The 25013-nt window shown below is 62.5% G+C and carries 22 protein-coding genes and 1 tRNA gene; 13 read left to right on the top strand and 10 right to left on the bottom strand.

From position 1 onward, the window contains the following. Positions 1-150 precede the first annotated feature (150 nt). Positions 151-225: transfer RNA gene (locus M529_RS27505), tRNA-Gly, on the top strand. A gap of 328 nt (positions 226-553) precedes the next feature. Here the strand turns inward: M529_RS27505 and M529_RS50690 are convergent. Further along, on the bottom strand, positions 554-706 hold the full coding sequence (locus M529_RS50690) for a type II toxin -antitoxin system TacA 1-like antitoxin (protein WP_084490764.1): 153 nt from the start codon (positions 704-706) through the stop codon (positions 554-556). A 321-nt stretch (positions 707-1027) separates the two neighbouring features. On the opposite strand from M529_RS50690, the gene M529_RS27510 reads away from it, so the two are divergent. Both M529_RS27510 and M529_RS27515 read left to right on the top strand, forming a co-directional pair. Further along, entirely contained in the window at positions 1028-4864 is a 3837-nt protein-coding gene (locus M529_RS27510) for a hypothetical protein (protein ID WP_152522510.1), read from the top strand. Positions 4865-4965: 101 nt separating this feature from the next. Further along, the gene (locus M529_RS27515; RefSeq protein ID WP_152522511.1) at positions 4966-5241 is read left to right on the top strand and encodes a hypothetical protein; all 276 of its coding nucleotides are present in this window, start codon (positions 4966-4968) and stop codon (positions 5239-5241) included. Between the two features lie 251 nt (positions 5242-5492). Here M529_RS27515 and M529_RS27520 read toward each other — a convergent pair whose 3' ends face one another. Then, positions 5493-6566, bottom strand: a complete 1074-nt coding sequence (locus M529_RS27520; protein ID WP_031294174.1) for an Abi family protein — start codon at positions 6564-6566, stop codon at positions 5493-5495. A 389-nt stretch (positions 6567-6955) separates the two neighbouring features. On the opposite strand from M529_RS27520, the gene M529_RS27525 reads away from it, so the two are divergent. Beyond that, a complete protein-coding gene (locus M529_RS27525) occupies positions 6956-10906 on the top strand; it encodes a hypothetical protein (RefSeq protein WP_161626316.1) in 3951 nt (1316 codons plus the stop codon). A gap of 273 nt (positions 10907-11179) precedes the next feature. On the opposite strand, the gene M529_RS27530 is transcribed toward M529_RS27525, so the two are convergent. The 5 genes from M529_RS27530 to M529_RS27545 all read right to left on the bottom strand — a co-directional run bounded on the left by M529_RS27530 (position 11180) and on the right by M529_RS27545 (position 16019). Beyond that, positions 11180-11593: a hypothetical protein gene (locus M529_RS27530; protein WP_161626317.1), complete on the bottom strand. Its 414-nt coding sequence runs from the start codon at positions 11591-11593 to the stop codon at positions 11180-11182. A 34-nt stretch (positions 11594-11627) separates the two neighbouring features. After that, complete coding sequence (locus M529_RS27535) at positions 11628-12935, bottom strand: type II toxin-antitoxin system HipA family toxin (RefSeq protein ID WP_021316493.1); 1308 nt, start codon at positions 12933-12935, stop codon at positions 11628-11630. 2 nt (positions 12936-12937) lie between these two features. Then, a complete protein-coding gene (locus tag M529_RS27540; RefSeq protein ID WP_021316494.1) occupies positions 12938-13138 on the bottom strand; it encodes a helix-turn-helix domain-containing protein in 201 nt (66 codons plus the stop codon). Positions 13139-13488: 350 nt separating this feature from the next. After that, the gene (locus M529_RS0124050) at positions 13489-14127 is read right to left on the bottom strand and encodes a CerR family C-terminal domain-containing protein (protein ID WP_021316495.1); all 639 of its coding nucleotides are present in this window, start codon (positions 14125-14127) and stop codon (positions 13489-13491) included. 41 nt (positions 14128-14168) lie between these two features. Beyond that, positions 14169-16019: a putative bifunctional diguanylate cyclase/phosphodiesterase gene (locus tag M529_RS27545; RefSeq protein ID WP_021316496.1), complete on the bottom strand. Its 1851-nt coding sequence runs from the start codon at positions 16017-16019 to the stop codon at positions 14169-14171. A 303-nt stretch (positions 16020-16322) separates the two neighbouring features. Between M529_RS27545 and M529_RS27550 the strand changes: the two genes are divergently transcribed. From M529_RS27550 to M529_RS27585, 8 genes are all read left to right on the top strand, one after another. After that, on the top strand, positions 16323-17516 hold the full coding sequence (locus tag M529_RS27550) for a hypothetical protein (RefSeq protein WP_031294181.1): 1194 nt from the start codon (positions 16323-16325) through the stop codon (positions 17514-17516). 174 nt (positions 17517-17690) lie between these two features. Then, positions 17691-18608, top strand: a complete 918-nt coding sequence (locus M529_RS27555; protein ID WP_021316498.1) for a hypothetical protein — start codon at positions 17691-17693, stop codon at positions 18606-18608. A gap of 182 nt (positions 18609-18790) precedes the next feature. Then, a complete protein-coding gene (locus M529_RS27560) occupies positions 18791-20905 on the top strand; it encodes a ParB/RepB/Spo0J family partition protein (RefSeq protein WP_021316499.1) in 2115 nt (704 codons plus the stop codon). Between the two features lie 107 nt (positions 20906-21012). Continuing rightward, positions 21013-21489, top strand: a complete 477-nt coding sequence (locus tag M529_RS27565; RefSeq protein WP_021316500.1) for a DUF6878 family protein — start codon at positions 21013-21015, stop codon at positions 21487-21489. 11 nt (positions 21490-21500) lie between these two features. Then, positions 21501-21908 (top strand): DUF6915 family protein, encoded by a 408-nt coding sequence (locus M529_RS27570; RefSeq protein WP_021316501.1) that lies wholly within the window; start codon positions 21501-21503, stop codon positions 21906-21908. Continuing rightward, positions 21905-22183, top strand: coding sequence for a DUF5983 family protein (locus M529_RS27575; protein WP_021316502.1), 279 nt, complete (start codon positions 21905-21907; stop codon positions 22181-22183). Before M529_RS27570 ends, M529_RS27575 begins: the two co-directional genes overlap by 4 nt. Before the next feature lie 79 nt (positions 22184-22262). Further along, positions 22263-22679 carry a hypothetical protein gene (locus tag M529_RS27580; RefSeq protein ID WP_021316503.1) on the top strand — a complete coding sequence of 139 codons (417 nt, stop codon included), beginning with the start codon at positions 22263-22265 and terminating at the stop codon, positions 22677-22679. Continuing rightward, entirely contained in the window at positions 22672-23316 is a 645-nt protein-coding gene (locus M529_RS27585) for a hypothetical protein (protein ID WP_031294183.1), read from the top strand. Before M529_RS27580 ends, M529_RS27585 begins: the two co-directional genes overlap by 8 nt. Positions 23317-23322: 6 nt before the next feature. Here M529_RS27585 and M529_RS27590 read toward each other — a convergent pair whose 3' ends face one another. Next, positions 23323-23682: a hypothetical protein gene (locus M529_RS27590; RefSeq protein ID WP_031294184.1), complete on the bottom strand. Its 360-nt coding sequence runs from the start codon at positions 23680-23682 to the stop codon at positions 23323-23325. Between the two features lie 316 nt (positions 23683-23998). Between M529_RS27590 and M529_RS27595 the strand changes: the two genes are divergently transcribed. Further along, a complete protein-coding gene (locus M529_RS27595; protein WP_201766321.1) occupies positions 23999-24313 on the top strand; it encodes a DUF4326 domain-containing protein in 315 nt (104 codons plus the stop codon). On the opposite strand, the gene M529_RS27600 is transcribed toward M529_RS27595, so the two are convergent. Together M529_RS27600 and M529_RS27605 are read right to left on the bottom strand one after the other, a co-directional pair. After that, positions 24314-24703, bottom strand: coding sequence for a type II toxin-antitoxin system VapC family toxin (locus M529_RS27600; protein WP_021316507.1), 390 nt, complete (start codon positions 24701-24703; stop codon positions 24314-24316). It lies immediately after the preceding gene. After that, complete coding sequence (locus M529_RS27605; protein WP_021316508.1) at positions 24690-24965, bottom strand: AbrB/MazE/SpoVT family DNA-binding domain-containing protein; 276 nt, start codon at positions 24963-24965, stop codon at positions 24690-24692. The genes M529_RS27600 and M529_RS27605 overlap by 14 nt, the downstream gene beginning before the upstream one ends. Positions 24966-25013 lie beyond the last annotated feature (48 nt).

The raw sequence follows: 25013 nt of genomic DNA on the forward strand, positions 1-25013 counted from the left end.
CCCGCCGGCGGCAAATGCGAGCGCGTTTTTCGCCCCGCCCGGCCGGGCAAGAAAATTGCCGGGGAAGCGAATTGCCCCCTTGCCGAGTCAGAAGCGCACTGCTAGGTGGCCGCCTCACCCGCCGAGAGGTTCCCTCCTCCGGCCGCCAGAGCGGGCGTAGCTCAGGGGTAGAGCACAACCTTGCCAAGGTTGGGGTCGAGGGTTCGAATCCCTTCGCCCGCTCCAGTTTTCCTCTTATAATTCAATAACTTATGGCGGCGCCTCGGCGCCATTTTTTGCTTCCCCGCGCCCTCCATAAAGTCCGGGGAAGCAGGGGGGAAGCACGAGGAGGTGTGCTGCAACGCACCAACGGATATGTTCGGCGAATATGATGCTATCGATTTTGTGTCATCGTTGAGCACAGCCCGACGCTTGATTGCGTGAGCGAGTAGGAACTCCAGCCACACGTTCTCTGGATCTGGCCGTTGCAGCGTCCACTTGGATTGCAGGCGTGATCGCAACCGCGGTGCAGGGCCACCAACCAGAGGTAGCGTGGGCGTGGCTGATCGACCTTTCACGACACAACCCGGCGCCTATGCTCAGCGAAAGCTCGCCGGAGGCGCTTGTTTGGTGCGCCCGGTCTTGCGAGCACATTTAGGAAGACCGCGCGATCCTGCTCGGACAGGATGATCGATTCCTCATAATCGGGGCGTCGGCTATACGTCATCTCAGCAGTCTCAAATTATGCGTCAGTCAGAATTTCCGTCAATCAATGGAATTTTTCAAGCGCGGCTGGCGGCTTGTATGACCAGAAGGTCAGCGTCCGCCGACAGAGCCGACATCCGACCGCTCGAACCGGCCCCTCAAAACCCGCCCTTTATTCATCAGGCTGTCCCGGCATACGTATCTGACTTGTCATAACGCCAATTGGCTCTGCGTGCTCATTCTGCTCATACGGCTAAGAGAGCTGCTCTCGTTTAGCTAAGTAGTCAGGGGGAATGGATAGCCGAGCTCGAAATTTAACGTTCAAACTAGTATCGAGTTGACCATGACTAGGAAGGCCACCCACGACCGCCATGGATCCCACGCCGGTCGCGGTTTTCGCTACCAGGACGCTGTGGCTGTCATGCTAGCTCTCCGGATCTGGGCCAACCTCGATCCGCGCGCAACCATTGTCCCCGAAGGCAATGACGACATCGAACGGCGTTCCGCCGCCGGCAGCGAGCTCGTCCAGGTCAAGAGCCGGCGCGAGGACCTCGGTGAGCTGCCGCTGGCGAGCGCTAGAAACTACATCACTGAGCTCTGGGACCGGCACGATAAGTTCACGCCGCACGCATCTCGGCTCGAGCTGATCCTCGAACAAGGCATCATCGACCACGAAACCTCGGCGGATGGCGGCATAGTGCCGAGCGCGAAGCTGGCCTCTAAGCTGCCCGGCAACGCGCGGGGCAAGGGATTGCTGGCCAAGACCGACGTCCGGCAGGTGTCCTCTCCAAACGCCGACTCGATCGCGATTATCATGGACCGCACCGGCTGCGCGCCGATCGTCGCTGCACTCAGCGTCGCTCAGCTCCTGCACGAGGTCGGGACGCTTGCAGACGACAATGGGCGCCTTAAGCCGGACACCTATCGCGGCCTCTCGACTAGCGATACCGACCGCATCGTCACCCACACGCTGGCGGCTACCGATGTCGAGGCGATCCAGGCGGCACTGCGTAACGGAGCGTGCGAACCGGCGGACTTCCTAACGCCGCTCGACGACTCCGAATTCTACCTTGGTGTCGATGTCCAGCCCGGACATGTCGCTGCCGGGCTGGTCGTTCCCCGATTGCAGCCCCGCGAGGCGCTGGCCCGCGGCCTTGAGAGCCGCGGCGCCGCGCTCGTCGCCGGTCCATCTGGTGCCGGCAAGTCTGCGATCATGTGGGACACCGCCTATTCCCTGCGCCACACGATCAGATGGTATCGTCTGCTTCGCATCGATCAGAACGACCTGCCCGCCCTCCGGCAACTCGTCCGCACCCTTCTGGCGAACCCCGATAGCCCTATCGGCTTCGTAGTCGACGACATCGGGCGGCGGGGCACTGAGGGTTGGGACGCCCTGACGCTCGAGTTCGCGGCGGTGCCGGGCGTCGTTCTCCTTGGCTCGATCCGCGAGGAGGATCTTTTCCTCCTCCAAGGCCGTTCGCGTGCTGCGGAGGTGCGCGCCGAGCCAGACAAGGACCTCGCCCGCCGGATCTTCGAGGAGCTGAAGCACACTGGCAGGACCGAATGGGCCGGTTGGCAGGAGCCATGGAATCGAAGCCGGGGCTTGGTGCTTGAATATGTCCACGTGCTGACCGCCGGGCGGAGGTTCGAAGAGACGCTCGCTGGACAGGTGGATGCTAGGCAGAGCGACCCGGCAAGAGCGCCCGAGCTGTCCATCCTGCGGGTCGTGGCGCTGACCGGCGCGGCGGGTGCCAGCGCCAACGCCGATCGGCTTCCCGCTGTCCTGTCGTTCCCCGAAGAGGATGTCGGCCGCAACCTGCGCCGTCTCGTCGACGAGCATCTCGTCCGCGTGGATTTAGACGGCGGGCTAGCCGGTCTCCACCAGCTGCGATCCGCAGAACTGGTGCGCCTGACGCACGCGGTCCCGCCGCCAACGATCGCGACCACGTTCGCCCGGGCGGTCGGCACAGTTTCGTCGAGCGATCTCGAGCCTCTGACCGCCGATGGCATGCGCAACCGCAGTGTCAGCCAGGATGCCGCCATCGCGGCGCTCAGCGCGAGGATCCAGAGCGACCTGAGCCTCGAGACGCTCACGGCAGCACTTCGTGGCCTCGGGACGGCGTGGATCGCAAACGCCGTCGATGCCTGGCTGGCGACGGAGAACGTGCAAGCCCTCCCACCGACGCAGGTCGGCACCGCTGCGATGTTCGGGTTGGCAGGGACCACGATCCCAGCGATCAACGAGGCACTCGGGAACGCGATGGCCGCAGCTGCAGAACTCGTTCAGATGCGTACGGACACCACCGGCGATCCTAGACACGCACTCCTTGAAGCTCTGCCAGCTCCCTTGCTCAACGAGATGATCTCGGGCGCCACGGACGCGGTAGAGCTTGACCAGTTCCTGTCTTCACTGAACGGCATGCCGCTGCACCCGACCGTCCGCTCCGCATTGGCGACGAGACCGGTCGACCTGCTCGCGGCACCGATCGATGGCGTCGTGCGCCTACTTGGGACACTCGCTATCCTCGACCGGAATGAGGCAATCGCATGGAGCGATGCCATCGGGGAACAAGAGCTTGTCGACCGGATGCCCCATGAGATCGCGTGGGCGACGGAACCAACGTTCGAAGAGTCTCCCGATGGCCGGGTGATACGTTGCGACTATAACGAAATTGGCGTTCCCGGCGAGGACGGTACCCATGACAAGGTGGTGCGGATCTGCGAAGTGGCGCTAGCGCTCTCCCCACGATCGGACATCGCCGCTTCTGCCGCGAGAGCACCGAACGGAGAGGTCGTCCAGTTCGGTGGCTTGCCCCTTGCGGAGAAGCAGATACCGCGCGCGAACCTGCCGTCGGCAGCACTGCCGGAATGGAACCGCCGCTGGCGCGACGCGATCGCGATCCGCGTCGCCGCGCCGACCTATAGTGGATACCTCGCGCAGGCCGTGGAGCTTCTCGACCGCCTCGCACCTGCACTGGACCGCGTCCTCAATCTCATCATCCGCGGTAAGAGCGTCTCCGATGCGCAGTTGACCGCCATGAACAGCGTCCACGAAGCCGCCCGCGAGCTGACCCCGCCTGTAATCGCGTCCTCGGTCGCGACCGGCGAGGGATCAGGGGAGTTCAACGCCAACGTTACGAAGCTGCAGAACCTGCTGTTTGCGGGCAGTGCCGACGTCTGTAGGCGTTTCTACCAGCTGCCAGAGGGCGCCGGTGCCTTCATCGCTTGGATCGCCGACCTGATCAAAAGCGCCGATGAGGCCGGCACGCAGGAACCGTGGGAACTCGTCGGCGGCGCGCCTGCCGGTCTCGGCAAGATCCGTGAGATCCTCGTTCGCGTCAGGATCATCGCGGGCGATGCTGCCGGGGGAACTGCGCATCCGGGCGTGAAATCCGCCACGCTCCTCGGCAAGGCAAAACCCCACAACGCGCTCCGTCTTGTCGCCTCAGTGGTCGAGAAGCGGATGGCGACGGCGCGCAACGAGCTGGCAGCATCGATCCAGTCCCAACTCGAAGACGACGGCGTTGACGCTCTGGTTCATGTCCTGGAAGACCCCGACGGAATCCTCCCATGGCCACCCAGCAAGGTGCTCGTCGTGATCCCAGTGATTTCGCAGATGGAAATCGAGAGTTACGCGATCGCAACGCTAACCGCCCGTCAAGCCGTTCCAGACGACATCAGGCTCACGGTGATGCCGAGCGTCGACGGACGGGTGCTGCCGACGCGTAGCGTCAGCGGCTATGAGACGCTGCTACCTCTCCCCGACGAGGCCGACATCTGGATCGAGAAACTCGACCTCCCCGCATTCCGCGCGGAAATCTCGCCGATCCTGAACTTGGCGGTGGCGAAGGCATCGGCCTTACAGTCGATGGACCGTCTCAATCTAGGCATCCCCGGTCGCCCCCATGTCGAACTGGAAGCACGCAAGACGCTCGAGGATGAGCTCGCCTCGACGCGAGACCTACTGGTGGCGAAGGTCGACGATCTCGACCCAGAAGGCTCAGCCCTCGCTTTATCTCTGCTTGACCGCATCCGCTCTGGCGAGACCAGCTTCGCGGATAGCGTCCAGGAGTTCACTGTGAGCCAAGTGCCGAACGAGGTTATTCAAGAACTATCCGGCTTGCAGATTGCACTCGACGACGCCGAGTTCGAGTGCAGCAGGGCAGGATGCAGGAGCTGAATCGCTTTCAATTGGGTCGCTCGCCTATCCGGGGCAGCTGTTTCTTGAGAAGCGAATGATCGCCGATAATGTGCGCCAGCATATGAAGATGAGGTGGGTCGATGGCAATGGGTCCGAAGCGGCGCGAAAACAATGATCTTATGCGTCTGCATGTCCGTATCGATGGCGAGGCGGATATCAACGCGATCTGCTACGTGCTGAGGGGACTGTTCGCCGCAAATGGCAACAGCGATGGCCAGACCAAGTCGAATCAACAGTTCCGTCGCGGCGTCGTCGTCACGTTCGGGAGCGGGCCTCTCGCCGGCCTTTTCCTCGATAGCGTAGAGCAAGTGATCCGCAAACGGGTTCGCAACCGCATTCAGTTCGACCGGCGCTAGCCCATTCTGAACGGCCGGTTCCGGGCAAGGCGTCCGGAAGACCAAACGACTTAAATTGGGGCGCGTTGCTGCCAACCGGCTTTTTGGCGGGCAAGCGGCAGTCAAGCAGAAGCTGCCGTTGGAAACTCGACCGGCGAGCGACGCTTTTGAGTCGGGAGCCGCCGCTTTCCGGCAGAAACTGACGCCGTGTCCGCCGACATAGCTGCCATTCCAAGCTCGACCTGGCTGCCCACAGTGTGTTTAGCGTTAGATCAGTAGCGGCGCTGCGCTCGCGGGATGACGCCGACCGGCGTACCAGCCGGATCGAGGCCGATGACCATGTTGACCTTTTTTTCTGTTAGTCGATCGATAGCCAAAGCTAGTGCCGTGCTTGCCGGCATCGCTACCCAAGTCTCACTCACGTCAATCGTGGTCAAAAGGTGTTTTACGGTATGCTCGACTGGAGCAACGAGGCCATCGGTCGTCTTTGCCGCCGCAGCGAGATATTGGATAAGTTCGATAGGTCCAAACGCCGCTGTCACTACGCCGTCGCCGTCAATGCAGATCGCCACTTGGTGCTTACGGTCGAATTGCTCAGAGACATGCTCAAGGGTGGTCGCTTCCGTGACCTCTACGTAGTCCGGAGCCAGTCTGGTTTGGAGCGAGACGAAGCCCGCGGCAGGTCCGCGCGGGCGAGTGCGGATAATTGCGCTAACGGTAGAATGGTGTTTGAGCCATGCTGCGGTTTCGGTGCACCTCAGGCGAACTAACTCGACGATTTTTGCGTGTACATCCGTGATGTTGAGATCGAGTACTGGTTCGTGATGGGCGACACGGTTGCGAAATCGATTGATCGCTTTGGCCATGGACTGGACGTCGTGGCGGCTGGTTCCACGTGCTATGTTTGGAAAGACAATATTGAGACTCGTTCGCCAGAGATTGCCGTATTCAGGTCTCAGAAGATTTGACCAAAAATCGAAGGTGAGCTCAGCGACAACCTGACTGTGCGTTGCTCCTGGTCCTGCCCGGGCGATAGCCTTCTGCAGGGTGGCCAAGCCTTCCGGCATTAGTACTGTGTTGCAGAATTGAGGGTCGAGATGCCAGCTGTGGCCATGGCGCGCCTTCAGAAGAGCATCAATTGCGTTGCGTAGGGTTACTTCAACTACCCCGAGCGGGTACATGAACGCCTTTGCTACCCGCGCGTTATAGAGGTATAGCGCGAGCGCGTAGCCTTCATTTTGACCGCCTTTTGACAGATAGGTCGCAAAGCGAGGCTCCGATAGCGAGGCCCTGATTGCGGCGACCTGAGGTGGCAGATTGGGGTAGGGTACTTGACTTTCAGCCATTCTTGCGCCTATTAAGCTCCTAGCAGTCGAAGTGGCCCCACTGGCGAAAGCTATGCGCCCTCGGCACGGATTATACGGCACCAGGTCAGGCTATGCCTCACCTGGTGTTTTCGTACCTGCTCCAAAAATGCGCGATTAATGCACATCAAAGCAGGCATACCAACCTTCCCTCAAGACCAGACCTCGGCCCCTAAGGCTCAAAAACCGCCAACAGAGCGCCTTGCTTGTTGACCTATTAACCTACATAGCCGATAACTGTAGCGTCTGCAATACGGAATACAGGTGTAATGATCGTGGTGTCTGTCGGGCCTTACATTCGCGCCAATATTATCCCTGCCGACCTGTCCGTTAGCGAGGCATCCCGGCGACTCAGGGTCGGGCGCCCTGCGTTGTCCAACCTTCTGAATGGCAACGCCCGACTTTCTCGCGATATGGCGTTAAAGCTTGAACGCACCTTCGGAGCCGATGCAAACATGCTAATCCGGCGGCAAGCAGAACTCGAAGAGCAGGCCGAGAAGGCGGCAACAGAGGTCCGCGTCGCGCGCCAACAAGCGGCAGGCTATCTCAAGATTACGTCGAGCGAAATCGCCAATTGGGGGAGCACGATTGAGGCGCGCACGCGCCTCCCAGTCCTCCTGCGGCGCCTGGTTCATGCCGATGTCGACCCTGCGGCGAAAGTCGATTTTCCCGGCTATGATGCAGGCGAACGCAAGGGCTGGGATGGATCGACCGAGGTCGACAGTCCCGGCCATTGGGTACCTGACGGAAAGGCGGGCTGGGAGCTGTCGGTGTCAGGAGATCTGCCCGGCAAGCCGAATCGCGATATTCAAGCGCGTTCCAAGCTCCCGGCATCCGAGCGCGCAGCGACGACATTCGTCTTCGTGACGGCCCAGAACTGGCAGGGCAAGGAAGCGTGGATTGCCAAGCAGCGCAGCATTGGACAGTGGCGAGACGTACGCGCCTATGACGCGGTCGATCTTGAGCAATGGCTTGAACGCTCGGCCACAACCCAGCTCTGGTTCGCCCGCGAACTGGGCCGAAGCCTGGACGGTATCGTGCCCATCGCCGAATGCTGGAGACGCTGGACGGAATCGACATCGCCAAAGCTCTCACCTCTGCTCTTCGATGAAGCGATCAAGGAACGGCGCCAGACGCTGGTCGATTGGATCGAGGGCCATGGCGAACATCCGTTTGTGATCGTGGCGGACTCGGCCGATGAAGCCTTGGCCTTTCTTGCTCGCGCACTGCTCGAACCCGATGGCACCGCCGGCGTCTTGCATGATCGTGCCGTGCTTGCGACCGATGCAGACGCCCTCGTCCGCCTCGCGGCGGCATCGCCCGATGCCATCCTGATCGCAGCCGATCGCGAAACTGAGCTAGCTGCGAGCAGCCTCACCAGGCGCAATCGTGTGATCGTGGTGCGCCCGCGCACGAGCGTAGAGAACGATGCCGACCTGACCCTCCAAACACCGAGCAGCGAATGCTTCGGCTTGGCGCTCGAAGATATGGGGGTCGAGGAACATCTGCGCGAGCAACTTAGTGACGAATCTGGTCTCTCCCCTACGATCCTGCGACGCCGCTTGGCGCTAACACCCGAACTCCGGCTGCCCTCCTGGGCGAGCGAGAAGGCGCTAATGCGCAAGTTAATGCCCATGCTACTTGCGGGCGCTTGGAATCGTACAGTTGAGGCCGACCGCATGCTGGTCGCCGAGCTTGCCGGAAAAACCTTCGAAGAGGTCGAGAAAGATCTGATCGACCTGCTCACATTGCCCGAGGCTCCTGTATGGGCGATCGGCAATTATCGCGGCCTGGTGTCACGCAAGGATGCGCTTTTCACTGCCGGCGCCGCGCTCAATCAGGACGATATCGACCGCTTTTTCGAGGTCGCCGAATTTATCCTCTCTGAGGATGATCCTGCGCTCGACCTGCCGCCCGAAGAACGGTGGTCCGCCAACATCTACGGCAAGAAGCGCGATATCTCGGGTTCGATGCGCGCGGCGGTAAGCGAACTGCTCGTGCTGCTTGCTGTCTATGGCGATCGTATCCTCGGATCGCAGGTAAGCCCGGTCGGCATCCGGGTCGATGCCCTTGTCTCAAGGCTGCTCCATGCAGTCGAGGCGCGCAAATGGCTCTCGCAACAGTCGGACTTGCCGCTTCTCGCTGAGGCATCGCCGCGCGCTTTCCTCGAAGCCGTCGAACTCGACCTGCGATCCGAGGATCCGCAGCTCCTGACCATGCTGCGCCCGGTCCAGAGCGGTGGCTTCGACAGTCCTGATCGAACCGGACTGCTCTGGGCGCTCGAAGTGATCGCATGGAACGAAGCCTATCTGTTCCGCGTCGCGCGTATCCTAGCGCGCCTCTGCGAAGTGCCGATCAACGACAATTGGGTGAACAAGCCCGAGAACAGCCTGGAATCGCTGGTTCGCTCCTGGCTGCCGCAGACCGCTGCCGACATAGACCAGCGTCTCGCGCTGCTTGACATGATCGTTCGGGAGTTTCCCGCAATCGGCTGGAACCTTTGCAAGGCCCAGATCGAGACCGGCCATCGCTCGGCCTCCCCCAATGCCACGCCGCGCTGGCGCACCGATGCCGCAGGCGCGGGCGGCGCAACCTATGAGGAAGATTACCGCATGCGTCGACATGCGCTCGATCTTATGCTCGACTGGCCTTGGCTTGATATATCCCAGCTGTCGGATTTGATCTCTGAATCGGCCGAAATGACCAACAAGGATCAACTCGCCGTCTGGGCTCGCGTCCAGCGCTGGATCGACAATGGCCCGAGCGACGAAGAACGCGCAATGCTGCGCGAGCATATGCGGCGCTCGGTCCTTTCGCGCCGAAACCGCAAGAAGGTCCGGACCGGCAAGATCGACGGAATCCGCCGATCGATATTCGAAGCGCTCGCGCCCAGTGACCTGGTTGAACGCCATCGATGGCTGTTCGCCGAGCAATGGGTTTCCGAGTCCGGCGACGACATCTGGGACGATGATTTCGACTATAACAAGCACGAGGCGCATATCGATGCCCTGCGCCGTAGCGCTATCGCTGAAATTCGCGATGGATACGGCCTTGACGGAGTCGGACGCCTCCTCTCGTCAGTGAATGCCTGGCACACGGTTGGCCACTATCTGAGCAAGCTCACGCCGGATGGCGAACGGGCGGACTTGGTCGCGACAATCCTGGCGCGCCTCCAAAGCTCCAATGAGCGCTACTGGATTGGCTGTCTGCAAGGCGTCTTGCAGGCGCTGGCCGACGATGAGCGGGAAGTGATCCTACGCACGCTAGTCCCTGAGCTGGACGACACGGCAGCGCTCACGCTCTTCAAATACGCCTCATTCGAAGGAAGCACATGGAGCCTTCTGGCCGAACTGCGCCCCGATCTCCAGGTGCCCTATTGGCGCGAAGTCGTGCCTTATGGCTGGCGGCAGAGCGAAAGCGAACTCAACCTGTGCGTCGAGCGGCTGCTCGATGTCGACCGCCCGATTTCGGCGTTCAATGCGATGTCGCACGAGTTCAAGCGTCTCGACGGTGGAATTCTTGCGCGATTGATGAAGGCTCTGATCGAGCCCACCAAAGAATTGGAGCGCGAGGTCCAGATCAATGCAGGTGCCATCTCGGATGCCCTCGATGCACTGCAGGCCAGTGGAGCCGCCTCCGTCGCTGAGCTTGCTCAGTATGAGTATCTGTTCATCAACGCCCTGTCGCATTCCCGACACGGAATTCCCAATCTCGAATTGCGGATCGAGGAGGCGCCTGCCGACTTCGTGCAACTCGTCTCGCTGCTCTATCGCCGCGACGATGGCGGTGAGGACCCTCCCGAACTCCGCATTCCGGAAGGTCGTGACATGCAGTTGATCGGCAGCAATGTTTACCGCGTGCTCGATAAGCTCAAGCGCACACCTGGCACCCAAGACGATGGAACGGTCGACAGCTCTACACTTCTGGGATGGCTCGTTGAGGTGCGCGAGCGTTTGCGGCTGGTTGGCCGTGCCAGTGTCGGCGACAGCCAGATCGGACAATTGCTAGGTCGGACTGGCTCCGGCGCCGATGGCATATGGCCCAATGAAGCGGTTCGTGATGCGCTCGAAGCGTGCGGAAGCGACCGGATGATCCGCGGCATGGAAATTGGCCTACACAATAGTTGCGGTGCGACTTGGCGTGGACCGGGAGGCGACCAAGAACGCAATCTTGCGTCAAAATATCGGGCCTTCAGCCGCCAGCTGCAGGCTGAATATCCGGTCACTTCTCGAATGCTGGAGCACGTTGCGCAATCGTATGATAGTCAAGCCGAATGGCACGACACCGACGAAGCAGTGCGCAAACGGCTCCGGCGGCGATAAAATTGCCCGCCCATCTGGCCAACACAAATCGATGTTGCGAGCCTGCGAGCGAACGACCGACAATAGGGCGTATCGCTGCTATCGGACACGGCCGCAACGAAAGGCAGCTATTCGCAAGCTTCGCGCTACAACCTGCCGTTCCGGAGTGTCTGAATTAGCTGTCTGGACCTGTGGTGTATTTCCAATTTTTACCGGCAGATGCTCAACGCAACTTAGCTTCTACCATTGAGCCGGCGTCCTTGCGTAGGATCATCTCTTGCTGCCGCAACCGTGCTACGCTGCGCTTTCCTTCCCTTCCCATGCTTTGGACTGAGGATAGGAATCTTTCGGCGCGACCTCGATGGATTCAAGCGCACCATGGGTGAAGCGAGCAGTATATTCGTGCCAATCGCTGGCAGATTCTCCCGATCCGTAGAAGCAGAACTCGCCATGGAAATCGAGATCACGCCATCGCCTGTTTATGGCCCTGTGCGATCCGATGAAGGGAAGTTTGAGGTCGGGTCGCTCTGCGAGCGGCACGTCTTCCCAATCGCAATCCTCTATCATCAGCCGCCCATCCACGCGGATCAAAAGCGTGCCCAGCACACAATCGAAGTCTTTGGTCTGCATTTCTCCCGTAAAGCCATCCGACAACGGAATTTCGCAGCGGATGGTGTCGAACATTCCCATGGCAGTTTCCTCGGACATTGCCGACATTCGCACAATTGTTGTGCGCTCCGGATCAATAAGCTGAATCGCGGGCGTCTGCACTCACGTCGTCCAGCTGATCGTCGGCAATATCACCTTCTTCGTGTGCATGCAGCCGAACTTCCCGGATGCGTTCTTCAATTGCGCGCGCAAAGGTGTCGAGCATGAACCCCGGGCCTGCCGGCATGGTCGCGACTTCTTCACGTGCGGCCGGTAATTCGCGAAGAAGGCGCTTCGTTACGTCGCCAACACGGCGAACCGTTGCCTTAGCGGCCAGACCACATGCTTCGGCCGTGCGTTGCCAATGGCGCCCATACACGTGCCGCCCACGGCGCTGACCACCAATGGCCTGGGCATGGTTTTGCGTTATGCCGTCCCAGGCCAGCCCGGACATCAGATCGTAAAGCGGCGCCAGGCTCGGGCCTTCTGGCTGCAGAAGAATCGAATAGTTCTTCGCATGGGAATCTACGTTGCCGGTCGCGATATTGAAGATCACCGCGTCTAGCAGCCGGTTGATGTCGCGGGCGGTCATGTGTTCGCGAACCAGCGCAAACATATCGGTAAGGCCGGGTCCGCGGCGGCCTGTCCGGTTGAACTCATATTTGGCAGCCGGCGCCCGGCCCAGCGCCTGACAAAAATCCTCCTGATGGATACGCCGCGTCCCGCTTTCATTGTCCAGGCGGTCATATCGCGTAACGAGCAGGTAACTGCGTTCGCCAGCCTTGCCGGTCGTCACATGGGCAGTGGGCAAGCCGATGCGGTTGGCCAAAACCATGCACAGCGCTTCATTCTGCACGCTATCCACCAGCCGCGGATTGTCCGGCTTTAAGATGTGCGTCGAAGGGGCGCCATTGACAGGAATGGCAAGGCGATTGTCATGCAAGGCGACCGGGAGTTTGTCCTGCGCGCCGGCGAGGCTCATCGACACGCCGTCTTCCCCGACCAGAAATGGGCGTGCGGGGAGATCGCTGATGATACGCTCAAGCGCGGCAGCATCTGGAACCGTGCGGTAGCCCGGTGGCCCGTCGTGATTGGACGGTCCGATGCTCAGCGCGCCGGCAAGATCTCCTCCCGTTTCCATGATAAGGCCGAGCACGTCTTCGGGAGACGCGCCCAGTGCCCGCGTCATGGCGCGCAGCGGCTCGCCTTCGGGCAGCAGGTTCATCAGCCATGGCAGGACAAGATCCTGTTCATAGCGCGCTTCGCCAAGCGGCATGGTGAGCGAGATTGGAAAGCGATCGGCGTCGCCGAGCCAGTCTGGCTGGTAGATAAGCCGGACCTCTCCCGCATCGGCCGCGATTGTCGCGATCTGCCGATCCTCGTAATGGACGGGCAGCTGCACGCTCAGCTCAGCTCCAGATGAAGGCCGACCGCCTTGGCAGCCGCCAGCGCCTTGCCGAGCTGCGCTGTCGCTTTGCCTCCTTCCAGATCGACGATGAAGCGTTCGCCACTATTAATGGCAAGCGCCAACTCGCGCTGGGTGAGCCCCAGCGCCTTGCGCGCCTGCGCCACGGCGGCGCCGAATTCCTGTGCGGTCTGAATCATATCATCTTCCCGAACGGTAAGATTGCACACATAGAAGCACCACGCAAGGTCTTTTCTTCCCGAACGGTAAGATTCTGGTTACTGAGACGAATATCGCAGATCAATCTTCCCGAACGGGAAGATTGCTCTCGGAAATGCACACGCCTCTTGCCTTGCGTAGCTGCAACGCCTTCCAAAAGGCAATTCAACCGCGTCGGAGACCGATGCTTCGGAGCTGCTGGCGCGTCGAAACGGAATCTCGCTACGCTGTCGGTAAGGTAGCAGGTGCTCAACCGAACTTGAAATTCGCATCTCCTGAACATCTCATTCGGTACAGAGCTGGGAGGCGGGATCGGCAGCGATAACGCCCGTCACGCAAGCGCGGCGGCGCGACAAACGGCGAGCAGTTGCGCCTCGATCGCCGCTTTGTTCTCCGGCTTTGCCGGGTCGAGCCCCGTCATCCGCCGCACCATGCCTGGCGCCGTGCCGAAGATTCGAACCTGGCCGAGAATGGCCACCGCCTTTACCCGTATTGCGCTATCGTCCCATCGGCCATGCCCGAGCCCACCGATCAGGGCAGCGAGCCTTTCGCCCACGCGCTCCAGCAAGCGATCGTAGAGAATCTCGAACGCCTCCGTGGGCTCCAGTTGCTCACGCGACACAAAGCGCGCCCAATCCGCGCTGCGCTCATCCAGCATCAGATCGAGGAGCGCCGCCACGAGCCGGTCGATCTCCGCGAGGTGTGCCTCGTCATCGCTCGCGCCCGGCATCGCCGCGCCATCCAGGCTTGGGGCCAGCACCCGCTCCAGATGGTCGGCAATATGCCCGGCCGCGGCAAGATAGATGCCGTCCTTGCCGCCAAAATGATAAGTGATCGCCGACATCGTCGTTCCGGCGGCCGCCGCGATCGCACGCGTACTCGCGCCGCTGCGGCCCATGCGGCCGAACTGGTCGATCGCTGCATCCAGCAGGCGATTGCCGCAAAGCGACAGGGACTCAGGCTTTGCCATAGCCGCAGACTAACCGCCGTCTGCCTCGATCTCAATTGCGCTTATCCGGCGCTGGCGCGGTGTTTCGCCCATTCCGGACGGCTCGTCGCCGCGCGCGCCGCCATGCCCCCATAAAGCGGCGTTGCGTCGGGGACTCCAGCGCCGTGCCGGCGCAACAGCGCCGCCATGGTTTCGCGATCGGCAGCCCGCGCGAACGCAAACCCCTGGCCAAGCTCGCAGCCCATCGCCCAAAGCTGGCTGGCCTCGACCTCGGTCTCGATTCCTTCCGCGACAATAGCAATGCCCAGCCTACTGGCTGTCTCGATCAGTCCCTCGATGATGATCATGCCCGGATCGTCCGGCCAAAGCCGCCCAATCAGCGTCCGGTCGATCTTGATGATGTCGACCGGAACATCGAGCACATGTGTCAGCGACGCATGGCCTTTGCCGAAATCGTCAAGCGCCACCCGCACGCCGGCTGCGCGCAATCGCGCGAGCTCCCTGGCCACCACACGGTCACGCCGACCGGCATAGGCGTCCTCGCTGACTTCAAGAATGAGACGCTCTAGCCCAATGCCCGAGCTGTCGAACGCAGCTTCGAGTTTTTGCAGGATGCTGCCGGTGTAAAAGTCCGCCATCGAGACATTGAGGCCGATATGCCCGATCGGCACGCCGTTATCACGCCACCAGGCGACGTCATTCGCAACGGTCTGCGCCATGTAGCCGGTCAATTCGGTGGCGACATGGGCATCGGTCGTGGCCTCGTGAAACGCCTCGGCTGCGATGATCGCCCCATCCTTGTCACGCATGCGGCACAGCGCTTCGAGGCCGGCAATCTGGCCGGTATCGAGCCGGACCACCGGTTGATAATGCGCCTCGATCCGACCCTCCGCCAGGGCCTGTGTCACGTCGCGGATCGCGTCGCGGCGGTGTGTGATGCGCGATCCGATCCCCGGCCAGTACCGAACGAAGCCGCCTCGGCCCGTCTCCTTGGCATGATATAGCGCAAAGTCCGCCGCCTCGTTCACGGCGAGCGCGGTCGCCTCATCCGGCCCCAGGACGGCCCCGCCAATCGTCGCGCTCGGCACGACCGCGTGACCAGCGCAGCCTACCGGTTCAGCGAGCGCGGCGAATATTCGTTCCGCTGCAGCATCGAGATCGGCCAACATGCTCGGCGCGCGGATGATGACCGCAAATTCGTCACCGCCCAGCCGGAAGGTGGGGTCGGGCACCATTGCCCGCGCGACGCGCTTCGCGGCTGCCCGGATCAGGGCATCGCCGGCAAGATGGCCGAAGGTGTCGTTGACGATCTTGAGATTGTCGAGGTCAATGACGAACATGCCCCACGACCCCGGCTCATCGCAGGGGATGTTGGCGAGCGCGGCACTCCAGGCCGCCCGGTTCGGAAGTCCGGTCAGCGCGTCTATCGTCGCCCGGCGCTCACGATCGATCGCTTGAGCATGGCGGCGCAGCGCCGTGGCACACAGCTCGGCACAGGACTCCGCCAGTTCGCGCTCATCCGCCTGCGGTCCTCTCGGATCGCGGCAATACGCGGCCAGGACAGCGACCACGTCTTGATCCATATCGATCACCGGAAACGACCAGCATGCTTTAAGATCGAGGCCTTCAAGGAGCGCAACGGCGTCCGCGAAGCGCGCATCTCGGCGGATGTCCTCGATCACGACACCTTCGCGCCGGTACGCCGCCGTACCGCACGAGCCGACTTCCGGCCCGATCAACAGCCCATCAAGCGCCGCGCAATAGTCCGCCGGCAAGCCGGGTGCCGCGAGCGGATGCATGAGGCCTGCCCGATCGACGCTCACAATCGAGCAAATCAGGTGCGGCGCGGCCGCCTCGAAACTCTTGCAAATCTGTTGCGCAGTCTCATCAAGCCCTTCGCCATTCGCGATCATCCGAAGAATCTGATTTTGAATGCGGAGCAACGTTCAACCGCCTGGAACCTGAGTATAGCAAGGGATGCGACCAAAATAGTCGCAAGCGGTAAACAAAGACCTTCCCTCCAAGCTGAAAATCACTTTAACCATGTACCTGGAGGGGAAGGGCTTCCCCTGCGGCCGAGCCCGGAGTCTCGGCCGACCCCTTCAAGCGGGGAGATCCCCGCAACGCCCCCTAGAGTGAGAGTGCGGACCGATCTTCCGTGACGGGTTGAAAGCCGAGGGAGAGGCCCTCCGGTGCCCGTCATGGAGTTTTGTCCCATGACTATGCAGGTTCTCGATGCCAACCGCGCCGCCGATGGCGGCTACAAGGTCGATGTCAGCCGCGGCCAGCGGATCGGCCGCGTCTCGTCCGAGTGGTTCTCGCGCCCCGACGACGAACGCTTTCTTTCCCTTTCCGACCTCGCGCGAACCGTGCGCGAGCGGTCCGAGCGCAGCAAGACGCGTGTCGTGGACAGCGCCCTGGTCCAGGTCGAGGCGAACCGCTCCGACTCGGAACGCCTGGCGCTCATCGTGCCGGGCGCTGATGCGCCCATCGCACCGACGCACTGGAGCTTCGGCCAGCTCGCCAGCCTGGTCGGCGCCCCGGCCGCCTATCTCCGCCAGCTTCCAGCCGCGCTCGCCGGTATCAACCTCCAATATGGCCTGACATCGCATCGAGCCGAGCAGGTCAAGACTTTCGAGATCGAAGACGGCCGCGTCGAGCTGCGCGCCGTAACCGGCCCCGACTATGGCCGCATCCACGACTATGAGCTGATCGAAGCCATCCAGCGCATCGCCGGCAATGGCACGGGCGATACGCGCTGGAAGGTCCCTGGTGTGCTCGACTGGTCGACCGGGATCTACAACCCCCATGTCGATGTCGCGAAGGACACGACCACGCTCTATGCCTCCGATCGCGACGTGTTTGTCTTTCTCGTCGACGATCTCAACCCCATCGAGGCCGGGCGTCTGCCAGACGGTTCGCCCGACCTGTTCTTCCGCGGCTTTTATGCCTGGAACAGCGAGGTCGGAGCAAAAACGCTCGGCATCGCGTCCTTCTATCTTCGCGCCGTCTGCCAGAACAGGATGCTGTGGGGGGTCGAGGATTTCGAGGAAATCACCATCCGTCACTCCAAATATGCAGCCTCCCGCTTCGCCCATGAGGCCGCGCCCGCACTGCTGAACTTCGCGGATTCCTCACCCATGCCTTTCGTCAACGGCATCAGGGCCGCGCGCGAGCGGATCGTGGCGACGAACGACGAGGATCGCAGCGATTTCCTGCGTCGGCGGGGCTTTTCCAAGGCCGAAACCGGCAAGATCATCGAGACCGTGCTGGCCGAGGAAGGCCGGCCGCCGGAAAGCGTCTTCGACTTCGTGCAAGGCATCACCGCCGTCGCACGGGACAAACCCTATCAGGACGCCCGCCTCGATATGGAGGCCAAGGCCAAGAGGCTGATGGACCGGGCAGCCTGACTTTCCGCAAAACCGGGGAGACGGCTTTCCGGCTCTCCGGTTTTACACGCTTCCGTCTTCACGCTTCGACGTTCCGCGGCGCGGTCCTCCCAAGTGCGAGGGCCGCGCCTCGCTCCGTGATGGGTTGAAGGCCGAGAGACCGGCTCCCGGCCGCCCATCGCGGAGATCATCCCGATGACGACCAAAGAGCCGGCGGACATCCGCCTACGCGTCCTCAGCCTCGGCGCTGGGGTTCAATCGACCACGCTCGCCTTGATGGCCGCACATGGCGAGATCGGTCCAATGCCCGACTGCGCCATCTTCGCCGATACCAGATGGGAGCCCCAGGCGGTCTACGAACATCTCGCCTGGCTGAAATCGCCCAACGTCCTGCCGTTCCCCGTCCACATCGTGTCGGCCGGCAACCTGCGAGCCGATCTACTTGCCGGCGCCAGAGGGAAGCGCTGGGCTTCGATCCCGGCCTTCACCCGCAATGTCACGCCCGCCGGCACCGAGCTCCCCGTTTACGACGAAGACGAAAATGGCGATCTCGTTGTCGTCGGCGCCCGCATCCTCAAGACCGAGCGGGTAGGCGTCGGCATGATCCGCCGCCAATGCACCGGCGACTACAAGATCGTGCCGATCCGCCGAAAGGTCCGCGAGCTGCTCGGCATCGCCGGTCGGCGGTCGCCTGCGACACCGGTCGCCGAACAATGGATCGGCATCTCGCTCGACGAGGTGCTCCGCATGAAGCCCTCGTTCGAAGCGTGGCAGGTCAACCGCTGGCCGCTGATCGAACGCCGCATGACCCGGCACGACTGCCTGCGCTGGCTCAAGCGCAACGGCTATCCTCGGCCACCCCGGAGTAGCTGCATCGGCTGTCCATTTCATTCCGACGATCATTGGCGGCACATGCGCGACCATGATCCCGACTCCTGGGCCGATGCCGTGTGGGTCGATCGCAACATTCGCACGGGTTTCCGCAAAATCCGCGGTGAGCTCTATCTGCATCGCTCCGCCGTTCCCCTCGACAAGGCCGATCTTACGACCGACGCCGATCGCGGCCAGCTCGATCTCTGGCCGAACGAATGCGAGGGGCTGTGCGGTGTCTGATGCCGCGCGTCCCTGCCATCCCGCCGATCCGGTTCTGCGCACCGACGCGCTTACGGCCTCGCGTCTTTCCGTACCGCCGAGGCAGATCGCCGCCGCAGAGAGTAAGAGGGCTGCGCCCTTTTTCCGTGACGGGTTTCAAGCCGAGAGAGAGGCTCTCGGCGCCCGTCGCGGAGTATATCCCGATGGCCACTGCCGTTCAGAAAATCACCCTCAGCGCCTCGCGCGACATTCCCTTCAACAAGCTCGTGCTCAGCCAGTCGAACGTCCGCCGTGTAAAGGCCGGCGTCTCGATCGAGGAGCTCGCCGAGGACATCGCCCGCCGCGGCCTCCTCCAGAGCCTCAACGTGCGGCCGGTTCTCGACGCCGAAGGCGCCGAGACCGGCATGTTCGAGATTCCGGCCGGCGGTCGCCGCTTCCGGGCGCTCGAACTCCTCGCCAAGAAGAAGCGGCTCGCGCGAAGTGCGCCCGTCCCCTGCATCGTGCGCGAGACCGGCACCGGTATCTCGGCCGAGGAGGATTCGCTCGTCGAAAATGTACAGCGCGCGCCGCTGCATCCGCTGGATCAGTTCCGCGCCTTCCAGACCCTGCGCGAACAAGGCTTGAGCGAGGAAGAGATCGCCGCGCGCTTCTTCGTGTCGGTCAACGTCGTCAAGCAGCGGCTCAAGCTGGTCTCCGTGTCGGAGAAACTCCTCGAGCTTTACGCCGACGAGGCCATGACGCTCGAACAGCTCATGGCCTTCACCGTCTCGGCCGATCCCGCTCGCCAGGAGCAAGTCTGGGAAGCGATCGAGCAAAGCTGGTCGAAGGAGCCCTATCAGATCCGCCGCATGCTGACCGAAAACACGGTCCGCGCCTCGGACCGGCGCGTGCGTTTCGTCACGCTTGGGGCCTACGAAGAGGCTGGCGGCGCGGTCATGCGCGACCTGTTCCAGGATGACGACGGCGGATGGGTCGAAGACGTCCCGCTGCTCGAACGGCTCGTTGCCGACAAGCTGAAGGCCGAAGCGGAAAGCATCGCCGGCGAAGGCTGGAAATGGATTCAGGTCGCCGCCGACTTTCCCTATGGCCACACCCATGGGTTGCGCGAACTCGCCGGCACGCCGATCGAACTGACCGACGAGGAGCGCGCCACGCGAGCCGCGCTGGGCGAAGAATATGACCGCCTCGAATCCGAATATGCCGAGGCGGACGAACTGCCCGATGAGGTGGATGAGCGGCTTGGTGAAATCGAGGCCGCACTCGAAAGCTTCGAGGCGCGCCCGGTCGCCTACGATCCCGCCGAGGTCGTGCGGGCCGGCGCTTTCGTCAGCATCGCGCATGATGGCCGGCTCAGCGTCGATCGCGGCTATGTTCGCCCCGAGGACGAGGCTCCGGTCGGCAGCGAGGAGACTGACGCACCGGGCGCCGGCCATCCCGGCTCCGAGGACGACGCTACCGTTCAACGCACCGTGATCACGCTGGGCGGCGAGTCCCAGGACGATGACGAAGAGGAGGATTTCATCAAGCCGCTGCCCGAGCGGTTGGTGACCGAGTTGACGGCACATCGCACGCTCGCGCTGCGCGATGCGCTTGCGGGCAACCCGCATATCGCGATGACCGCGCTCCTGCACAAGCTCGTGCGCGACACCTTCCAGCATATCGCTGCGCCGGGATGCCTGGAGGCTTCGGTGCGCCACGTCTTCTTCCCCGTGCAGGCGGACGATCTGAAGGACAGCGCGTCCGCCAAGGCCGTCGAAGAACGCCAGGACGCGTGGAAGAGCGACCTGCCGACCGACGACGACGCTTTGTGGGATCGAATCAACGGCCTCGACGAGACGGGCCGCATGGCGCTTCTGGCCCATTGCGTGTCGTTCGGCGTCAACGCGCTCTACGAAAAGGCCAACCCCTATGGCGCCGGCCCGACGCAGCATGGCGTGCAGCAACGCATCCATGAGGCGAATCGGCTCGCCCGTGCGCTCGGTCTCGACATGGCAGCGATCGGGTGGCGGCCGACGGTCGGCAACTATCTCGGCCGGGTGACCAAGCCGCGAATCCTCGAAGCCGTGCGCGAGGGCGCCGGCGAACAGGCCGCGCAGCTCATCGACCACCTCAAAAAGGGTGACATGGCGAAAGAGGCCGAACGGCTTCTCGCCGATAGCGGCTGGCTTCCCGAGCCGCTCCGACTGGCGCCCCTGGATGGGGACGCGGCGGACCGGCCTGACGACGAGACCGAAGCGCTGCCTGCATTCCTCTCCGATGACGACGAGGCAGGCGAGCTCAGCGAGCCGGACGAACCGGCGGCGATCGCCGCTGAATAACGCAAGGACGCGCGGGACGGCTCGCCCCGTCCCGCGCGTCTCCCCGCTTTCCATCCACTCACGCCCGGTCCTCGCGCCGGGCGCTTTTCATTTCAGGAGCAATTCCGATGGACACCGATACCCCCAAGCCGATGCCGACGATCGATTATGCCGCCTTTGAGGCAAAACAGAAGGCGTTTGACGAAACCGCCCGCCGCCTGCTCGTGGGCAACAAGACAGTGCTGTTCGAACTGCTTGCCGAGGCCGGTATCAGCCAGGTTGTCGTCAAATTCGATGGTTATGGCGATAGTGGCCAGGTGGAAGAGATCGACGCTTTCAAAGGCGACCAGCCAGCCGACCTGCCCGACGCCAAAATCGAGATTCAGTCCGCACTCTGGGGCAGCCCCGACGTCAAGCGGGAACTTTGCAGCACCGACGAGGCGATCGAGACCATGGCCTATGATTTCCTCAGCCAGACCCATGGCGGCTGGGAGAACAATGACGGCGCCTATGGCGAGTTCGTTTTCGACGTCGCCGCGCGGTCGATCTCGCTCGACTACAACGAGCGCTACACCGCCACCGAATCCTACAGCCACGATTTCTGAGGGAGGCAACAATGGGACATTGCTATCACCACGCGCTTTCCTCGGTGCGCAAATGGGGTGGAACGGCCGACGACTATCTGCCGCTCCACCAATGGTTCGACGAACCGTCCAAGCTGATCACAGCGGACTTCCGGCACCGCGCTCTGCGCCATCATGCCCAAGGCATATTCGAACTGGAACGCACCTTTGGAAAGGCGCTTACGATCTCCACCGGACGCATCGTCCCTGTCCGCCTGATCGGCGAACAGCATGTGCTCGAGGATCTCGGCTTCATTCCGAGCTTCGCCGACTGGGTGCGCCAGATCCGTCCGCAGCCCTGGATGGGGCGCGCCCAGCCGATCCACAAGATCGTCGATCCGTTTGCGGCCGAAGGCAAGACAAGCGAGCCGGACCAAACCCAATCGGAGGCAGTGCGATGAAACCTGAATATCCGCTGCGGCTGTTTTTCGATTGCTCGACGGCGCATGTCTCGCCCGCCACCCGGACCTGGCTGGAAACGCTCGCTTCAAGCGGCGAGGCGATGATCGCCGCCACGCCCTATGGCTGGTTTCTCTGGGTCGAGGAGACGCCCCCAACCGATCAGCCCGCTGATCTCTCATCGGTCATGGACCACGCGCGGCAGCTTGGCGCCGAATACATCCTCTTCGATCGCGACGCGCCGGAAAACGACGCTTTGCCGGTCTTCGACGATTAGCGCCGCAGCCCTTTCCACCGATCTCACCATCAATCCCGCCCGGCCAGCGCGCCGGGCGTTTTCGTTTCAGGAGTCCGTCATGGCCGACTATTTCACCCATTTCTCCTGCGTGCTCGATGTCGGAACGCCCGACAACGCGGCCCGCGCACTCGATCTCTACAACCGCCTGTCCGACGAAAACGCATCGGAAGATCCGCCATCCGAAGGGTTCGATCTTTCCATCGTTCCCGAACATGGCGGCACCAGCCTCTGGATCCGCGACGATGTCACCGGCGACCCGGAGCATGTCATCCAGTTCGTCAAACGCTGTGCCAGCGCGTTCGGCCTCACCGGACGGTGGGGCTTCCAATACGCCAATACTTGCTCGCGCCCCCGCGTCGGCGCGTTCGGCGGTGGCGCCCATGTTCTCGATCTCGCCACCGGCAAGACCGTGGCGTGGACCTACACCGGAGGCTGGCTCTACGAGGTGCTCGATGGAGGCGATCCCGATGCCTGAGATCATCGAAACCACCGTCTATCAGCTCGATGAGCTCGCGGACGCCGCCAAAGACGAAGCCCGCGCATGGTATCGGCAGACCGGCTTCGAGCATGACTGGTTCGAGTTCGTCTTCGACGACTTCGAACGCATCTGCGCCATATTTGGAATAGAGCTGCGAACTTACCCGGTCCGCCTCTACGGCGGTGGCGCAAGGCAGAAGCCGTGCATTTTCTTCTCCGGGTTCTGGAGCCAGGGCGACGGAGCCTGCTTCGAAGGGCGCTATCGCTATGCCAAGGCCGCTCCCCGCGAGATTCGGGGCTATGCGCCGAAAGATGGCGAGCTGCACCGGATTGCCGATGCTCTGCAGGCGGTCCAGCGGCGCAACTTCTACCAGCTTCATGCCAGCATCGTCCACCGGGATCGCTACTACCATGAATATTGCATGGCGATCGGAGTCGAGCGCGACAGCCCGACCTGGCAGGACATGACGGCCGATGCAGAAGATGCAGTGATCGAGACGCTGCGCGATCTGGCGCGCTGGCTCTATCGCCAGCTCGGAGCCGAATATGAGTATCAGTCCTCCGACACCTCCGTCGATGAGGCGATCCTCGCCAACGGCTACACCTTCACGGAGAACGGACACCGGTTCGGATAACAGTCGTTACCAGACTGCCACTTCCCATTGGCCGTTCACGCGGGCAAAACCGATCGCCCGGTTCTGCGGCGTCGCGTTCGGCTTGGTCGGGTCGAGCACGACCTGGGTCATGCACATCACGCCCGGGCCGACTCCACCGGGCGAGCAGTCGCCGAGCTTCAACGTCGCATGAGAGAGCACCGTCCCCGTGAACAGACGATGTCGGCGCACGGCCTCCGTCGCTTCCTCCTCGGTCGGCTGTGCGATCCCGGCCGCCGCGGCAGGCGACGCCGGGGCGGGCGCGATAGCGGGCCGCAGAATGAATCCGGCCACAAAGCCGATAACGAGGCAGGCGGCCGCCACAATCCCGATCGTGCTTCCTCTCACCACGCTCTCCTCGAAACCCAATGGCGGCGCACTCTCATCATTCCCGATGTCAGCGGAACCGCGGTGCGCCATCTTATGAATAAGCGATCATAGCCCCTTCGGCCTGGCCCCGAAACAACGACCGTCTATTGACCGAACGGTTCGACCGATCTTCTGCACCTGACACCTCCGTGCGCCTGCGGCTTCCTGGCTGGAGGCGCCGCGACCCAGGTCAACGGACAAGCCGTTCCCGCGCGCCAGGGCGCTGGCGTGACCCCCGCCGCCTGACCGCCCTCCGCCCGTCGCAACGCGAACTGAAGGCGAGGCAATGTGCAGAGTGTTGAACAAGCATCGGTCGGGCGTTCCGACCGGGGCCGTCTATATCGGCCGGGGCAGCAAATGGGGCAATCCGTTCCGCATTGGTCGGGATGGCGATCGCGCGACCGTCATCGCGAAATATGCGCGCTGGCTCGCGAGCCAGGTTCATCTGCTGCGCGCGCTCGACGAGCTGCGCGGTCGCGACCTCGTCTGTTTCTGCGCGCCGCTGCCCTGCCATGGCGATCTGCTTCGCAGGCTCGCCAATGCCAGCCGGGAGGAGCGGATCGCATGGTGGTGCGAGGCGGCACGACCCTCATCGCACGCCGCTGAATGATCATGGCGTCTCGACGGGGATAGGCGCTCGTCCCTTGGCACGTTTGGCCAGCTTGCGATCGAAACTTAGAAAGACGTTGCAATGACCGGCTTTGGCGAGGTGGAGCGCGTCGGCGAAATCCATGCCCTCGCTCATCCAGTCGAGCGCCTGCGCCAGGATCGCCGGCTCCTCGATCATAATGCCCGGCAAGCCGGCCAGCCCACGCAAGCCATCAGCAATCCGAGACGGCGCAAAACCATAGCCGCTGCGCAGCACCCACTCGCTTTCGAGCAGCACCGTCGTTGCAATGAAGATATCACCGGCTTCAATCGTGGCGCGCGCCGCCTTGGCCTGGCGCTTGTCGTCGGCGGTCAGAAAGCGAACGACGACATTGGTGTCAATCGCGCGCACGCCGCGCCGCCTCCGCCGCGACCGCAGCGTCCATCTCATCTATCGACTTCGCCCGACCTTCAAAGGCGAGCGAACCGAACACCGCTTCGACGGTCGCGGGCGCAAAGGCAGGCTCCGGCTTCAGCAGCACACCCTCCGACGTGCTCTCCACCGTCAGGCGCGTGCCAGCGGGCCAATGCCGCAAGTCGCGGATCGCCTTTGGCAGAATGACCTGGCCCTTGGTTGATATGACAGTCGTCAGCCGATCCTGTGCGTTCGCCACGGCGAACCTCCTTAAATGTAAGACGTAAGTAAGATAGCTTGAAAAGGC

The organism is Sphingobium ummariense RL-3, assembly GCF_000447205.1.
Lineage (GTDB): Bacteria > Pseudomonadota > Alphaproteobacteria > Sphingomonadales > Sphingomonadaceae > Sphingobium > Sphingobium ummariense.

What these genes read in the sequence shown, in the direction of transcription:
- M529_RS50690 (WP_084490764.1), bottom strand. Translation starts at nt 706, where the DNA reads ATGACGTATAGCCGACGCCCCGATTATGAGGAATCGATCATCCTGTCC.
- M529_RS27510 (WP_152522510.1), top strand. Translation starts at nt 1,028, where the DNA reads ATGACTAGGAAGGCCACCCACGACCGCCATGGATCCCACGCCGGTCGC.
- M529_RS27515 (WP_152522511.1), top strand. Translation starts at nt 4,966, where the DNA reads ATGGCAATGGGTCCGAAGCGGCGCGAAAACAATGATCTTATGCGTCTG.
- M529_RS27520 (WP_031294174.1), bottom strand. Translation starts at nt 6,566, where the DNA reads ATGGCTGAAAGTCAAGTACCCTACCCCAATCTGCCACCTCAGGTCGCC.
- M529_RS27530 (WP_161626317.1), bottom strand. Translation starts at nt 11,593, where the DNA reads ATGTCCGAGGAAACTGCCATGGGAATGTTCGACACCATCCGCTGCGAA.
- M529_RS27540 (WP_021316494.1), bottom strand. Translation starts at nt 13,138, where the DNA reads ATGATTCAGACCGCACAGGAATTCGGCGCCGCCGTGGCGCAGGCGCGC.
- M529_RS0124050 (WP_021316495.1), bottom strand. Translation starts at nt 14,127, where the DNA reads ATGGCAAAGCCTGAGTCCCTGTCGCTTTGCGGCAATCGCCTGCTGGAT.
- M529_RS27545 (WP_021316496.1), bottom strand. Translation starts at nt 16,019, where the DNA reads ATGATCGCGAATGGCGAAGGGCTTGATGAGACTGCGCAACAGATTTGC.
- M529_RS27550 (WP_031294181.1), top strand. Translation starts at nt 16,323, where the DNA reads ATGACTATGCAGGTTCTCGATGCCAACCGCGCCGCCGATGGCGGCTAC.
- M529_RS27555 (WP_021316498.1), top strand. Translation starts at nt 17,691, where the DNA reads ATGACGACCAAAGAGCCGGCGGACATCCGCCTACGCGTCCTCAGCCTC.
- M529_RS27560 (WP_021316499.1), top strand. Translation starts at nt 18,791, where the DNA reads ATGGCCACTGCCGTTCAGAAAATCACCCTCAGCGCCTCGCGCGACATT.
- M529_RS27565 (WP_021316500.1), top strand. Translation starts at nt 21,013, where the DNA reads ATGGACACCGATACCCCCAAGCCGATGCCGACGATCGATTATGCCGCC.
- M529_RS27570 (WP_021316501.1), top strand. Translation starts at nt 21,501, where the DNA reads ATGGGACATTGCTATCACCACGCGCTTTCCTCGGTGCGCAAATGGGGT.
- M529_RS27575 (WP_021316502.1), top strand. Translation starts at nt 21,905, where the DNA reads ATGAAACCTGAATATCCGCTGCGGCTGTTTTTCGATTGCTCGACGGCG.
- M529_RS27580 (WP_021316503.1), top strand. Translation starts at nt 22,263, where the DNA reads ATGGCCGACTATTTCACCCATTTCTCCTGCGTGCTCGATGTCGGAACG.
- M529_RS27585 (WP_031294183.1), top strand. Translation starts at nt 22,672, where the DNA reads ATGCCTGAGATCATCGAAACCACCGTCTATCAGCTCGATGAGCTCGCG.